This window comes from Paenibacillus oceani, assembly GCF_014705615.1.
GTDB lineage: Bacteria > Bacillota > Bacilli > Paenibacillales > NBRC-103111 > Paenibacillus_AB > Paenibacillus_AB oceani.
The window spans coordinates 124968-139677 of record NZ_JACXJA010000008.1; the positions used below are offsets into that span (position 1 = coordinate 124968).

The window sequence follows — 14710 nt, forward strand, 5'->3', positions numbered from 1 at the left end:
TTCGGATGCCGTTGAATATAGAGGGGCAGCTCCCGCGCACCGTGAAAGCAGGGCGTGCCGGAGCTGCTTATTTTGTTCGGTGTGATGCCTCTTTCGTTTAAATCGGATGGAATAGAGTTATATTGTTTAAAGATACCGTTGCACCCGCTAAGTCTCATTACCGGATAATCGGCGGGGTCAGCCTATATTTGGAGATATCTTGAAACCTTTGAAGCCCGTAATACGTCTGACTTGTCAAAGGAGTGGAGTGACATGAGAACCTTGAAAAAGCTTCATTTGCTCGTCTTGCTTTGTTTTGTCGTTCTGTTGGCCGCATGCGGCCGTTCCGCAGGATCTGCCGGCCCCGCTCCGGCCAACTCTTCACCGGAACCGGTCACCGAGCAGAAGGGACCTGCGGTCAAAGCGATGGATAAAGGCCATATCGTACAGAAGGACGGGAATCGCTGGCTAATTACAGCCTATGCCGACAAAAACGGCACGCCTTCTATCGACGCCTACTGGTTCACCGTGACTGAGCAGACGGTGCTGGAGACCCGTCTCGGCCAAACCGTTAACCCGGATAAAATGGCGGTCGGTGTGCAAGTGGAGGCTTGGCATACGGGGAAAGTAGCGGAATCGTATCCGGCTCAGACGACAGCAGCCAAAATAGTCATGCAGGAGGAGCAGATCAAACTGCCCGAAGGTACGATCAGCCAAACGGCAGCGGTACAGTCCGCCTTGCAATCCTTGACCGGAACAACGGCCGCAACGGCCGTTAAAAACATCTCGCTGCAAACGGATGACGGTTACTGGAAAGTCGAGATCGTCCGTCACGAAACGCCCGATCAACCGCAAACGATACGAATCGACGCCCGCTCCGGCAAAGGGATCCCGACCCCGGTAGCGGAGAACGACGCTTTCCGGATTTTCGCGCCCAAGCCGGGAACGAAAGTTCCCAAAACCTTTACCGTGGAAGGCGAAGCCCGGGTATTCGAGGCTGCTTTCAGCTGGGAGTTGGAAGACGGCCACAATATATTAGCCAAAGGCCATGAGATGGCCGAAGAAGGGGCTCCGGCGTGGGGGCGGTTCAAATTCGAGGTCAGCTACGAGAACGCCTCGCAGCCGAATCTGATGTTGATTTTGTTCATCCACAGCGCCAAGGACGGCTCCATCCAGCATCAGCTGATCCTTCCGTTGAAGGCTTCCTAAGCCTGTAGCACTGGTTTTGCCAGAACGAGCCGCGTTGATCGGCGGCTTTTTTGAATCCAATAGGAGCGGTTTGCATCCTTTATTTGGTCCGAAAGCCGGCTTGGGCGCGGAATAAGAGTGGTTTGAAGCTGTTAATTTCCGCGAAAAGGGTGCGCATCCCCGGTCAGTGGGCTGAAATAAGGGGGCAAACCGCTTCTATTCGTCTCGATCGTCCCCAATTGCTGAAGATAAAGGGTGCCAGAGCCAAACACCCTTATTTTGTTGCAGGGACCTACGTATTCACCTTTACCGGACCGGACGGTTTGCTTAAATGGTTCGCAGGATTATTTAATTAAGTTCATTTTCTCTCTGGAACGCGGTACTTGTTCGGGTAAGATGGATGGGGATCATCTTCATAGTCGTTATAGGGTGAACGGGAGGAATGACGGTTGACAGATCGGGAAGTGAAAAAGCCGACCGCGCATGAGCTCATGGAGCTTCATGCCGGGGCGCTGTTTACGTATGACCGGAACATGAGGCTTCAGACGATAAACGAGCCGTGGCCGGGTGAGACGGCTGCCCCCCGCTTTTTTTTGGGACGGACGATAGAGGGGACGAGCGTTTGCCGGTTCCGGCACGATGTTCCGGAAGAGCTCGTCAGACAGCTTGAAGATTTGGGCGCGGACGAACCGAAGGTGACGGATTTCCGGACGAAGCCGAAACATTTCGCAACCTATATGAATTTGCTTCAGGGGATTACGTTTACGACGGGGCCATGCTTCGAGATCCCCGGCGAAGCCGTTCCGTCGATGCAGGTGATGGAAATTACGCGCGGGAATATGGAGGGGCTGATGCACGGCGGTTTCGAATGGCTGGCCTCCGAAATTGATTTCGCCCAGCCCTGTGTGGCGCTTCTGTACGAGAATCGGGCCGTCTCCGTATGTCGCAGCGTACGCATCACCCCGTGGGCGCATGAAGCGGGGCTCGAGACGCTGGACGAGTTCCGCGGCCGGGGATACGCCGCGGCGGTAGCAGCCGGTTGGGCCAAGGAGGTACGGAGGGCAGGGGCGGTCCCGTTGTACAGCACATGGTCCGACAATCTCGCTTCCCAACGCGTAGCGGGCAAGTTGGGCTTGTTCTACTATGGAGTCAACTTTACGATCGTCTGACCTGAAGTTTCTTATGTTCCTCTGCAACATCCGGGGCGCCGGAGCCGTCAAAAAGATAAGTTGTTGACAGGGAGCGAAGCCGATGAAAAAGCTGATATTGGCGGTATGGATCGCCATGTTCGGAATGTGGAGTGCCGTGCCTGAAGCGCAAGCGTTATCCTGTGCGCCGCCCAGACCGGTCAACGAAGAGATGGATACGAGTTCGGTCGTATTCAAGGGAACGGTCATCGAGATCAGACAAGGGGGATTGACGGTCTTTCAAGTCGATCGAGCTTGGAAAGGCGTAGACGGTCCCCGTGTGCAGATTTATGACAACGGCTGGGACCCTTACACGAAAGGTGCCGATTATTTGGTGTTCGGCGGCCAGCGGGAAGGGCAGCTCCGAACGAACCTGTGCGGGAGGACCGGACCGTGGGACCCGGCCAGAGACGAGGCGATGAAGGGGGCCGGGATTCAGCCTGCCGTATTTCAAACGGAGCAAGCCCCGGTTTCAGGCACACCGGCTGAACAAGCTGGGCGGTATACGGGGGTACTCGTATGGACTGGAATCCTGTTGGTCGCCATTTCTGGAATCGTGTTGTACAGGAATAAGAAGAAAACGACGTAGCGGAGCCGGTACGATGTAAAATCCGGCTGTCCAGATCGGGGCGGCTTCCGTATAATGGGGAGGACATGATTGTCGACCTGATTAGGGAGAGGAGTTGGCCTCAACTGTACGAACATCTGGTATCATTTCGTTTCAAAGCGCCTCTAACCTTCGAGAAGGAGCGGGAATTGCTGGACGCGCTGCATTCGTTCCGAGGAAATATTCCAGGCATCGTGGAATTAACCGCCGGCATCAACGTGACGGAGGAAACCGGCAACATCCACGGGTACACGCTCGGCTTGCGCGTTACGTTCGAAGACCGGGAAGCGCTGCGGTTATACGGACCGCATCCGCAGCATCAGCGATTCGTTCAGATGCTGGACGGAATTCTCGACAACGTAGTCGTCGTGGATTATCCGGTACAAGGGTAGTCCGTAAGTTGCAGAAACACGGATCGAACCGCCCGTTCGCAAGCCGGAGGCCGAAGCTGCAGGTTTCCGGCTTGCGTTGTCCCGGGACTCGTGCATCCGCGGTTATTACGGGAAGTCCAGATCGTCGTCGATCGTCCGGAATACTTCTCCGATTTTGCCCGGGTAACTCCGCTCAAGCTCTTCCCAGGTTGTGACCGGCAATATGACAAATTCATGCGTATCGGACAAGTAAGAAGCCTCCAATAAACGCACTTCATACCGGTCGCGCACGATCGACTGGAATCCTCTGATCGTGATGTACCGGTCCTTCGGAGAGAAGCTGAGCGGGATCGAATAGCTGCGGCCGTCGTACACGACATTCAGCCCTTCGTCCGTATTTTCAACCTCTACCTGCTCCGGAATCATTTTTCCGAATAAAAGAACGATGTCTTCGTCAAACTCCCGCCAATCCACCGCCACTCCGTAAATAATCGCGAACGCCTGCACAATCTGGTCCCGGATCGGCTCCCCGGACCGTTCGGTCCAATCTTCTTCTGAAATCCCCCGCCGTTTCAAGGTCATCTTGTGCTCCGCTATAAATTGCCGGAGCTGCAAGTCGTTTTCCTCAAAAAGAATCGACATTTCGGCACTCGTCGGCATCGGCATGTTAGCTGTCTCCTCCTTCGTATGCGAATACAATCGATTTCCGTATCACGCATTTTTATACAGATGACCTGTCTCATAACTTGGTCATTTTCCTAGTTTTGCATGTCAGACTTCATTTGTATATTCGACCAAATGACTATTTTAAGAGCGTTCGAGGAAAAAATATGAAAAAATGAAGTTGCAACGTTTAATTTACTGGAGTAAAATTTAGTTGTGAACCTCGGAGGAGTTCAAAATCTCCCCCTTTATTTCTCTAATATTTACACGAGTAAAACAAGAGGAGGATGAAAATCATGATCGAGATGAATTTGGATATTCCGGCATTAATGAAGCAATTTCACGAAAAAGGGTATTTGCTGCTCAGGGACGCCTTGTCCGAATCCAAGGTAACGGAGCTGAACGCCGCCATCGACCGGATCGTCGCCGAGGAACCCGAATCCCTCGCTTATAACGTCTATCATAGCGTCGAGCGGGACCCGTCGATATTGTCGCTGATCGATCATCCGTCCTTACTACCGCTTATGGTTAATCTGATCGGGTACAACATTCAGCTGCACATCTCCCATCTGACGGTCCGCAAGCCGAACCCGGATGACGTGAAGACGGCGACGAGCAGCTTCATCAACTGGCACCAGGACGGACCGCATCCGCATTTTCCGAAGATCGGCGGCTTGACCGCCCCGTATTACGTGAAGATTTGCTACATTTTGAGCGATATGTCGGAGCCGGACCGCGGCAATACGAAAATTATTCCGGGCAGCCACCGGAAGGCGGGCTTTCAACCGGTGCAAACCGATGTGAACGTCCCGGTGGAAGGCGAGCTGCAAATATGCGGCAAGCCGGGAGACGTATTCATTTTCCCGCAAAACCTGTGGCATGCCGGGTCGCCTAACCGGTCGGCCTTTACGCGCCGTCAATTGTTTATCGGCTACAGCCCGCTCTGGATTCGCCCGATCGATTACCATCAAGCTTCGCCTGCGCTGCTGGAAGGGGCGGACCCTATTCGCCGCCAGCTGCTCGGTGCCGTTAGCGACAATTGCTTCAAATATTACGTCCCGGAAGCGGCGATGGTCCCGTTGAAACAGTACTGGATCGGCGGCGGTGAATCGCAGACGGCCTATGCGCACTGAGAAAAGGAAACCCCTGTCACCGGTGATGACGGGGCTTCTGCATGGTCAGGCTGATCGTCGACCATCACACAAAAAGACAACTTTATGTTCGATTTGGCCATTCGTTCCAAGTTAGCCGGGTGCTATATTGGTTAAGAACTTATCAGCGAAAGAGGTGCTGGACGGATGGTCAACATCGGGGTACTGCTGCCGACAAATATGCAAAAAGCTATATTTTCCGAGGATAGCCGCAAGGAGTTGGAAGCGGTCGCAAACGTCAGGTGGAATGAAACGGACGAACAGCTGACGGAAGAGCAAGCATGTACGTTCCTGAGAGACTGTCAAGTTGCGGTCGGGTCCTGGAGAACGCCCAAGCCAAGCAAGGCGATTCTGGAATCGTGTCCGTCCCTTCAGCTGTGGGAGCATGCGGCGGGCAGCGTCAAAGCTTTTTTTACCGACGACCTGCTCGGAAGCGATCTGATGATTGCTTCTTGCGCCCCTGCGATCGGCAAAACCGTCGCGGAGATGGCTCTTGGCGAAATGATCGTCGGCCTGCGCCGGATTATTCCGAACTCGCAAAGCAATCGTACCGAACGGAGAGCGCCCCTCCCGAACAAGCTGTATTTGGCGGCGTCGACGATCGGAGTGGTCGGCGCTTCGCAAGTAGGCCGGTACTTTCTGCAGCTCGTACGCCCATTCGGTCCTAGAATGTTGGTCTACGATCCGTTCCTTACGCCGGAAGCGGCGGCTGAGCTTGGCGCAACGAAGGTCGACAGCTTGCTGGAGCTGTGCGGGCAGTGCGATGCGATTACGATGCATACTCCAATGACCGAGAGCACCCGCCGCATGATGGGCGCGGCTGCGTTTCAGGCGATGAAGGACGACGCCGTGTTTATCAATTCCTCGCGGGGGGGCTGCATCGACGAAAAAGCGCTGATCGCAGAGCTGGAGAAAGGCAGACTGTTCGCATTTCTGGACGTATCGGACCCGGAGCCGGCGGAGATGAATAACCCGATCCGCACGCTGCCGAACGTCATCTACACGTCCCATCTTGCCGGAGGACCCAGTTATTATATCGGCAACCAGGTGGTGGAGGACATCCGATCTTACAAAAGCGGGCAGAAGCCGAAAATGGTCGTAACCTGGGATATGCTCGATTGTCTTGCGTGAGGTGAAGGGGAGATGAGTCTATGAAAGAAATGACATACTCGCTGTTTCCCAAATTTTTTCAAAGCTGCACGGCGGATCAGCTGGCGGAGGTCGTTCTGGATTGCGCCTTGGATGCGGTCGATCTGGTAGTGCGGGACGGATTTTGGGTTACTCCGGATCATTTGGCCGCGGAGACGTCATCTTTTGTCAAAGCCATGCATCGCCGCAACATAAAGGTAGAGTTCGCAACGACCGGCTTCTCGCCGGACCAACTTGCCGAGGACGATACGCCGCTGCGCGTGATGGCGGATCACGGAATCCGAAGCTTCCGCATGTCATATTTTACGTACACCGAACACGAGGATCTGTCCGCCCAGATGGAGAAGGCGCGTGCGCAGATGCACCGGATGGCCGAGCTATGCGGGAAATTCAAGATCAAAGCGGTGTACCAGGTGCATCACGGCAACCGGATGCTCGTCCAGCATACGTATGAGGCGTTAGCGCTTGTCCAAGGGCTTCCGGCCGAATACGTCGGCGTTATGCCGGACCCCGGGAACCAGTTTCACGAGGGATCGGATAATTGGAACAAGGCGATTGCCGGCCTGGGAGCTTACGCGGCTGCTGTTGGAGTCAAGGACGGCTTGTACCGGTACCGGCCCGAAGATGCCGCGCTGCCGAATAAAGGCTGGACCAAATCTTGGGCTCCCTGTCAGGAAGGCGTCACGAATTGGACGGTGATCGCCAGGGCGCTGCATCAAGCGAAGTTCCGGGGCGTGCTTAATTTCCAGCCTTTCTACTGTAGCGACCGGCCCGATCTGTTGATCCCCGCTTTACAGGAAGAGGTTCGTTATATCCGCCAAGTGATGGAGCAGACGGAGGCCGCCGATGAAGCCGTATGATATTCGTGTGACAGGACTTCAACTGTACTATTTGCCCGTGGAAACCCGCGTCCCCTTGAAATTCGGAGCCGAGGTGCTTACGAGCGTGACCTGCGCCAGAGTATGCATCCGGACGGAAAACCGGAGGGGGGAGCGAGGGGAAGGCTGGGGAGAGACGCCGCTCAGCGTTCAATGGGTATGGCCGAGCGCGCTTGGTTACGAGATTCGCGAACGCGCGCTCAAACGGATATGCGAGCTGATCGCGAACGATCTTGCGGAATGGAACGGGCAAGGCCATCCGTTCGAGCTCGGCCACTCGTACCAGAAGCAGCGGCTCCCCGTGCTCGTCGATCAGTTTAATGCCGGCTCGGGACTGCCGGAGGACGTTCCGTATTTGGCGGCGCTCGTCTGTTTCTCCTTATTCGATATTGCGCTTCATGACGCCTACGGTCAAACGAACCGGCTTTCCGTCTATGCGACATATAACGAGCGTTATATGAATGCGGATCTTGCCGCTTACTTGGAGCCGGCGAACGGGGCGGCGGTTCGCTTCGACGGCTTGTACCCGGAGCATTTTCTGGACACTCCGTCGTCTTCGGAGCTGCTGGCCTGGCATTTGGTGGGCGGCAAAGATCTTCTATACAGGCGGGAGCTGACCGGTGACGAGCGCGAGGACGGGTATCCCTACACGTTGGAGGATTGGATCGAACGGGACGGTTTAAAATGCCTGAAGGTAAAGCTGGCGGGAAACGATGCGGCGTGGGATTACGAGCGGCTCGTGCAGGTGGGCGAAATCGCCTTGGCCCGTCAGGTCGTATGGCTTACTGCAGATTTCAACTGTCAGGTGACAGACTGCAAGTATGTCAATCACATCCTGGACCGATTGCTACACGAGTTTCCGGATATTTATAAGTCGATCCTGTATATCGAGCAGCCGTTTCCGTACGATCTGGAGGCGAACCGGCTGGATGTCCGCAGCGTAAGCGCCAGAAAGCCGCTGTTTATGGACGAAAGCGCTCACGATTGGGAGCTGGTGAAGCTGGGTCGGGAACTCGGCTGGACCGGGGTCGCGCTCAAGACGTGCAAGACGCAAACCGGGGCATTGCTCAGCCTGTGCTGGGCGAAAGCGCACGGGATGACGCTGATGGTTCAGGATTTGACGAATCCGATGCTGGCGCAAATTCCGCACGTGCTTCTGGCTTATTACGCAGGTACGATTATGGGAGTGGAAACGAACGGCATGCAGTTTTATCCGGAAGCTTCCGGCTACGAAGCCAAAGTCCATCCGGGCTTGTACCGGAGAGAAGGGGGCAAGCTGCAGCTTCGGACAATGGGAGGTTACGGCTTCGGTTACAAGGTCGAGGAGATGGAGAGACCGCTTCCGGCTCCGGTCGTGCACATTTGATGCTCGTTTCGATGAACCCGATGGCTGACCCGGCTTTATGCCGTTGTCGGCTTTTTGGTTTTTTTTGGATAAGGCGCTTCGATCGGCAGCTCCGGGCATTGAAGTCTGATGACACAAAAGGTTCAGTAAAAAAAATCCAATTCGAAAATAAGAACCGCCTCCTGACGTTTCGGACACAGCTGCCGGAAAGACCCGGCAGGAACCGGTTCATCCGTTCAGTATCAGTGTTGCAGAATCGCGCCAGCGGCTTAATCACCGTTTTCTCCGTTCGTTTCATCGTAATATGCCGAAGCCGTTGCCGCATTCCTAATAAACTGCCGCGGACTTTCGCCCTTATGTTTCTTGAAAAACCTCGAGAACGAAAAAATATCGTTAAATCCGAGATCGGCGGCGATTTCCGAGATGCTGTGCTCCCGGTATCGGAGCAATTCCTCGATTTTCTGAATCCGGATCTGATCGATATAGGATTTGAGGTTATCTCCGGTAATTTCTTTGAATTTCTTCGATAAATGGCTGCGTGTATACGACAGCTCACCGGCGAGCTCGCTCACGCTTACCGCCCTGCCGTCACACGACAATATCTTTTCCATAATATGCTTGACGAGCTGCTCGGCGGGATCGTCCGTTTTGTGAAATTCGTCGGACACAATATAGTGAAAAATCGTTTCGAGAAAGCCGATTACAAATACTTTCTCGTATGGCCTGTAAGCGGAATCATGAATCGCCGCTTTGAGGGCGGCGATAAGCCTGCCGGTAAACTGATTGCCGGGAATGATCCCGCCCCACACGGGCGACTCGTCCGGAGCTCGCTCGAACTTTAAGGTAATCCAGTTGACGCCCGGCTTCCTGTACCAGAATCCGTGCTCCCAGCCCGGGGGCACCAGCAGCATATCGCCCTTCTCGAGACCAAGCTCCTCGTCCAGCATCCTGCTGTGGATGACGCCTTGAGTTACGATCTCCAGCTGCCAATATTCGTGCGTATGCGGCACTACTTTAGACGGAGACGATTTCGAACCGAAATAGACGGAAAGCAATTCGGATTTCATGAGCGTCCTCCCCGGGGGGAAATCGTGAATGAGAGCGGGATCACACATAATGACAAGTATTTCGATTATTCGGACATTCGTGAAAATCGGTGCGCATGATAAGGTAAAGGTATTATAAATCAAAGAGGAGTCAGCTAACAAGACAAAAGAAAGCACGACCGCTTTTTGGCCGAATGGAGAGTTTCAAGTATAGAAATTTCGGAATATTATCGCTGCAAGTAACATGGGCCATCGGATTCGGTTGATGGTCCTTTTTTCATTTGAAACCGGATACGGCCGGGTACGTAACAAGTAAAGGTCATATCGCATGCGGATTTCAATTTTTAAGAAAGCTGAGGCGCAGTATGGGGAAACGAACAGGAAGCTTTTTGTCAGTGGTATTCCTTCTATTGGGCATCAGCGTGTTGGCGGGCTGCACCATCCTGGAAGAGATGGTGATGGAGGAAGCGGGGGAGACAGCCGTGTCCGAACAGTATCCGATAGAGAAGGAAACTCCTGCCGCTGCAAGGCAAACGAAAGAGAACAAAGAAGGCCAACCTGCCGGGAAAAAGGGGAAAAGCGTGTGCGAATCCTACGAAGAGGAAGTCGAACCGGGCGTATGCAGTTACAAGGTCGATTGCAAAAATCCGAAAACCTGTGAAGCGTGGGCTGAAAACCTCATTTTCGATATGGAAGAATGGTACGGTGAACTGACGTATTCGGAAGAATGGTATTTCGATGAGAAGATGCTCCGCAAAAGTAAAAAAGATGCGGACGTACTGGCAAGTTATCCGGTCCGGGGCAATACGATCCGGATCGATCCGTCTGATGAAGACGAACAATATTACGCGTGGTTGTGGGAACGGTTCACCTGGATCATTCCGTCAAAAGAGCGAAAGATGGTTTCGAACTATGAAGTGTTTGAACATGTGGATTTGATGGCGTATGTCATTCAGGACGATGAGGATTACGAGAAATGGACGTACGCCGTTAACGTCGAACAAGCGACCTTCGAAACGGAGCGGGTCTTAACCGACATTCACGAGTTCGGACATTTGCTCGCGCTAAATGCCAAACAGGTTGATCCTTACAAAAGCGAGAGCAGTTGCAAAACGTATATGTGGGATGAAGGCTGCGCCAATCGCGGCTCGTATATGTACGAATTTTATAAGCAGTTTTGGGAAGACGGGGATTCCGAGGACGAGGAAAACTTCGTATCCGACTATGCGATGAATGATGTGTATGAGGATTTTGCCGAGTCTTGGTCCCATTTTGTAGTGACTCCGCGGCCGGAAGGCGATTCGATCGTGGAGCAGAAGATCGAATTTTTCTATGACTACGAAGAACTGGTGATGCTTCGGGCGAACCTGCTCGGCCGAATGGCTTCCTGGCTGGAACGGAATGTCGAGTACGAATGAAGCTGCCGGCGCGTTCCCGGTAGTCTCAGTCTCCCTATTACTTTGCCAAGAGGATAAAATCGTACGGGAAACGGCCACTATTATCCCTGGTCCGGCTGTCTGCACTTTGATAGAGTTGCTGGCAGGAGGAGGTGGACCGGTATGACATTAGGCAAAGACGACAGGGATTATTGGATACATACTATGATACGTATTGCGGACCCCGTCTTGGGCGCGCTGGCTGAACGCCGGTTAAAGGCAACGATGCCGGTCGAAGGAAAGCTGGACGACCGTCCAAACTATGCTCATCTGGAAGCATTGGGCCGTCTGCTCGCAGGCATAGCTCCATGGCTGGAGACGGGGGCCGCGGACGGCGAGGAGGGGGAGCGGCGGAAACGAACGGCGGTGCTGGCCCGGGAAGCGATCGACGCCGGAACCGATCCATTGTCGACCGATTATATGAATTTTTGCGATGGCTTCCAGCCAATCGTGGATGCGGCTTTTTTGGCCCATGCGATCTTGCGCGCTCCGACCGAGCTGTGGGACAAGCTGGAGGAACGTGTGAGGCGGAACACGGTGGCCGCGCTGAAAGCGACGCGTACGCGCAAGCCGTTCCATAACAATTGGGTGCTGTTTGCGGCGATCATCGAGACGGCGCTTTACCGGATGGGGGAGAGCGACTGGGACCCGATGCGCGTAGACTATGCGCTGAAGCAGCACGAACAATGGTATGTCGGTGACGGCACATACGGAGACGGTCCAGAATACCACGCCGATTACTATAACAGTTTCGTCATCCAGCCGATGCTGCTCGATATTGTTGATAAGGCGGGGGAATGTTACAGCGAATGGCAAGGAATGGCCGAACGAATCCGAAGCCGGGCGCAGCGTTATGCAGCCGTCCAGGAAAGGCTGATATCCCCGGAAGGGACGTTCCCGCCTCTCGGCCGCTCACTCGCCTATCGATTCGGAGCGTTCCAGACGCTGGCCCAAATGTCGCTCCGCCGCGAGCTTCCCGCGCCGCTGATCCCTGCGCAGGTCCGATGTGCGCTTACGGCGGTTATCCGCCGGACGATCGAAGCGCCGGGGACGTTTGATCCGGGCGGCTGGCTGACGATCGGTTTTTGCGGACACCAGCCGGAGATCGGAGAGACGTATATATCGACGGGCAGCCTGTATTTGTGCTCGGTCGTCTTTCTCCCGCTCGGCTTGCCGGTGGACGACCCATTCTGGTGCGGAGAGGCGGAGTGGACGTCGCGCCGGGCGTGGTCGGGCAACGCATTTGCCATCGATTCAGCGCTGAAGCGCAGCTGATGTTATGCCGGTGTATCCCTCGCTTCTGCAGACAGCCTTCGGGTTGCAGGAAAGTGTAAGTTTGCTCATGCGGTTTATCGGGCCGGCAAGTGAAGTGTCGCAAGTTGTTTATCGCGGCTGATCGGAGTTTGCCTGCTTCTAGTGTGAGTGAGGTAGGTAGCGAATAAGGGCGGTTTGCAGCTTTTATATGGTCCGAAACTCGCTTGGCTGGGGAAATAAGAGCGGTTTGCAGCTGCTAAAATCGGCGATAAGGGTCCAGCCCGCGCCAACTGGCTGAATAAGGGGTACAAACCGCCTTTATTGGTTTCTTTTTTGCGAAAAGGCCGAATATAGAGGGTGCCGAAGACTCCTATTTGGTTTAGAGCCCAGGCGGACAAACAGTCGACGCGTGACCGGCACGCAAGCCGGAAACCGCCTGACAAAGAGCGTCCCATTTCCAAACGAAAGGACCCCAACTTCCACGAGGCGTGGAGGTTGAGGTCCTTTTTTCTAGAGGAACATCGGTTCCACGCGGGCTCGCAAAATCGCAAACGACTTTGGATTATGGAGACAGCCCCTTAAATGGAGCAAAACCCTGCTTCACTCCTGCCCGGAAACATACTGGGCCTTGTATTGGCCGGGCGTAATGCCGTGAACGCGTTTGAAGGCGCGTATGAAATAATTGGCTTCCATCCCGAGGGCGGACGCGATGTCCTGTACGCTCATATCGAGACTGAGCAGCTGCAGCGACTTCTCGAATCGGATATCGTCCAAATATTGGTGCATCGTCACGCCGTACGCTTGCTTGAACAGCCGGTTCAAATGCTGGACGGTATACCCGAGGCTTTGGGCGTATTCGGCCAGCAGGATCGGTTCCGCATAATGCTCGCGGATCATCCTGGCAGCCATTTTGATGGCGCCGGAGCTGCTTTTCGTCCGAGTAGACGCCTCGTGATGGAGGAGCGACTGCTTCAGCACTTCAAGCAACAGCTCGTAGAGCAGCGCAGAGACGTTCCACTCCTGCTCCGGGGGGTTATCCCGGACGAGCTGGAACAAGCTCTCGAACAATTTCCAGATCGACTCGGTCGATTGGAGCGGAATCGTTTCCATTAGCGGCAGATTCATCGTTTCCAGCAGATCGTTAACGGACGGCCCGGTGATGGTGACGAAGCCGTGTTTCCAGACGGTGTCGGGAAGCGGGTAGTAAGTATGCGGCACCCGGGCGGGCAGGATGCACGCCTGATTGTCGGAGAGCGTCCACAGCCTGCCGTCGTGCAGCGTCTCGAACTGACCGCTGCCCGTATGGTTGACGAATAGATGGAGAACTGGAAATCCTTCCAGCCGGATAATTTTTTTCTGCTGAATAAGACCCATATTGTAAAGGCGCAGGGGGATATTGCCCGAGGTCGCTTCGCTTGATATAAACTGGCGTCTCCGATTGCTCATCGATCATTTCCTTCGCTTTTTATTCAAAAAGTGCTATTGATCTTCAAAAAAGCAGATTGTTTTCATTTTCTTTGCGATGGTAATATAAACGTGTACATATAAGGGATGCCTATCAGATCCGCAGATGCGGGATACCGCAATCATAACGAACGTTATTTCATTTGTCTAGTAATCCGGCACCGTGGTGAAGGCAGAAGCCCACGGCACAGCGAAGGAGGAGAGGCTAGTTGAAGTACGCATTAAGTGCAGGCGCTTACAAAGGAAAAAATGTAATTGAATTACTGGAAAAGGTGGCGGAGCACGGTTTTCACGGTCTGGAATATTTGAACTGGAAATCGGTGGCGGATGTCCGTGAGCTGGTGAAGGCGCAGGATCGGTTAGGAGTCGGAATCAGCGCGGTATGCACCACCTTCTTCAATCTGGTTGACGGCGCGGCGAGGGAGCAGTATCTGGACGGACTTCGGCAAACGCTGGCGTTCTGCAAGGAGGCCGGTACGGCGAGCATCATAACGCAGACGGGGCAAGAGATACCGGGAATTTCCAGAGAGAAGCAAACACACGATATGGTGGAGACGTTGAAGATCTGTGCCTCCATGTGTGAAGCGGCCGGTGTCGTGCTGGAGCTGGAGCCTTTAAACGGGCTTATCAACCACCCCGGGCATTTCCTGCAAGCTTCGGATGAATCCGCCGAAGTGATCGACCGGGTCGGCAGTCCGTTCATCAAGCTGGTGTTTGACGTGTATCACCAGCAAATTACCGAAGGCAACGTCATCCGCAACGCCGTCGCTTATATCGATCGGATCAATCATTTTCATATCGCGGACAATCCGGGGAGGAAGCAGCCGGGAACGGGTGAGCTGAATTATCTGAATATTTTGAAATCCATCAAGGATACCGGATTTGACGGTTTTGTCGGTCTGGAGTGTGGATATACGATCGATACGGATGAAGCGCTGCATCAGTTCAAGCGGGATATTCTCCGGAATGTGGAATCGTGAGATAACGGGAAA

Annotated in this window: 14 protein-coding genes; 11 read left to right on the top strand and 3 right to left on the bottom strand. The window is 54.1% G+C overall.

Annotation, left to right across the window (positions count from 1 at the left end):
* Window positions 1-252 precede the first annotated feature (252 nt).
* The 4 genes from IDH45_RS09005 (at window position 253) to IDH45_RS09020 (ending at window position 3353) form a co-directional block, all read left to right on the top strand.
* Entirely contained in the window at window positions 253-1188 is a 936-nt protein-coding gene (locus IDH45_RS09005; RefSeq protein WP_190926709.1) for a Gmad2 immunoglobulin-like domain-containing protein, read from the top strand.
* A 428-nt stretch (window positions 1189-1616) separates the two neighbouring features.
* Entirely contained in the window at window positions 1617-2336 is a 720-nt protein-coding gene (aac(2')-IIb, locus tag IDH45_RS09010) for a kasugamycin N-acetyltransferase AAC(2')-IIb (RefSeq protein ID WP_223836496.1), read from the top strand.
* Window positions 2337-2418: 82 nt separating this feature from the next.
* Entirely contained in the window at window positions 2419-2943 is a 525-nt protein-coding gene (locus IDH45_RS09015) for a hypothetical protein (RefSeq protein ID WP_190926711.1), read from the top strand.
* A gap of 65 nt (window positions 2944-3008) precedes the next feature.
* The gene (locus tag IDH45_RS09020) at window positions 3009-3353 is read left to right on the top strand and encodes a Dabb family protein (RefSeq protein WP_190926712.1); all 345 of its coding nucleotides are present in this window, start codon (window positions 3009-3011) and stop codon (window positions 3351-3353) included.
* 105 nt (window positions 3354-3458) lie between these two features.
* On the opposite strand, the gene IDH45_RS09025 is transcribed toward IDH45_RS09020, so the two are convergent.
* Complete coding sequence (locus IDH45_RS09025) at window positions 3459-3998, bottom strand: hypothetical protein (RefSeq protein WP_190926714.1); 540 nt, start codon at window positions 3996-3998, stop codon at window positions 3459-3461.
* Between the two features lie 293 nt (window positions 3999-4291).
* Between IDH45_RS09025 and IDH45_RS09030 the strand changes: the two genes are divergently transcribed.
* The 4 genes from IDH45_RS09030 (at window position 4292) to IDH45_RS09045 (ending at window position 8539) form a co-directional block, all read left to right on the top strand.
* The gene (locus tag IDH45_RS09030; protein WP_190926716.1) at window positions 4292-5128 is read left to right on the top strand and encodes a phytanoyl-CoA dioxygenase family protein; all 837 of its coding nucleotides are present in this window, start codon (window positions 4292-4294) and stop codon (window positions 5126-5128) included.
* Window positions 5129-5293: 165 nt separating this feature from the next.
* Window positions 5294-6277, top strand: coding sequence for a hydroxyacid dehydrogenase (locus tag IDH45_RS09035; protein ID WP_190926718.1), 984 nt, complete (start codon window positions 5294-5296; stop codon window positions 6275-6277).
* Between the two features lie 20 nt (window positions 6278-6297).
* Window positions 6298-7155 carry a sugar phosphate isomerase/epimerase family protein gene (locus IDH45_RS09040; RefSeq protein ID WP_190926719.1) on the top strand — a complete coding sequence of 286 codons (858 nt, stop codon included), beginning with the start codon at window positions 6298-6300 and terminating at the stop codon, window positions 7153-7155.
* Window positions 7142-8539, top strand: coding sequence for an enolase C-terminal domain-like protein (locus IDH45_RS09045; protein ID WP_190926721.1), 1398 nt, complete (start codon window positions 7142-7144; stop codon window positions 8537-8539). Before IDH45_RS09040 ends, IDH45_RS09045 begins: the two co-directional genes overlap by 14 nt.
* Before the next feature lie 248 nt (window positions 8540-8787).
* Here the strand turns inward: IDH45_RS09045 and IDH45_RS09050 are convergent, their stop codons facing one another.
* Window positions 8788-9585: a helix-turn-helix domain-containing protein gene (locus IDH45_RS09050; RefSeq protein WP_190926723.1), complete on the bottom strand. Its 798-nt coding sequence runs from the start codon at window positions 9583-9585 to the stop codon at window positions 8788-8790.
* Between the two features lie 344 nt (window positions 9586-9929).
* On the opposite strand from IDH45_RS09050, the gene IDH45_RS09055 reads away from it, so the two are divergent.
* On the top strand, window positions 9930-10982 hold the full coding sequence (locus IDH45_RS09055; protein WP_190926725.1) for a hypothetical protein: 1053 nt from the start codon (window positions 9930-9932) through the stop codon (window positions 10980-10982).
* Between the two features lie 141 nt (window positions 10983-11123).
* Window positions 11124-12275, top strand: coding sequence for a DUF2264 domain-containing protein (locus IDH45_RS09060; protein ID WP_190926727.1), 1152 nt, complete (start codon window positions 11124-11126; stop codon window positions 12273-12275).
* 579 nt (window positions 12276-12854) lie between these two features.
* Here the strand turns inward: IDH45_RS09060 and IDH45_RS09065 are convergent.
* Entirely contained in the window at window positions 12855-13700 is an 846-nt protein-coding gene (locus IDH45_RS09065; protein ID WP_190926729.1) for a helix-turn-helix domain-containing protein, read from the bottom strand.
* Window positions 13701-13927: 227 nt separating this feature from the next.
* On the opposite strand from IDH45_RS09065, the gene IDH45_RS09070 reads away from it, so the two are divergent.
* Complete coding sequence (locus tag IDH45_RS09070) at window positions 13928-14698, top strand: TIM barrel protein (RefSeq protein WP_190926731.1); 771 nt, start codon at window positions 13928-13930, stop codon at window positions 14696-14698.
* Window positions 14699-14710: the final 12 nt, after the last annotated feature.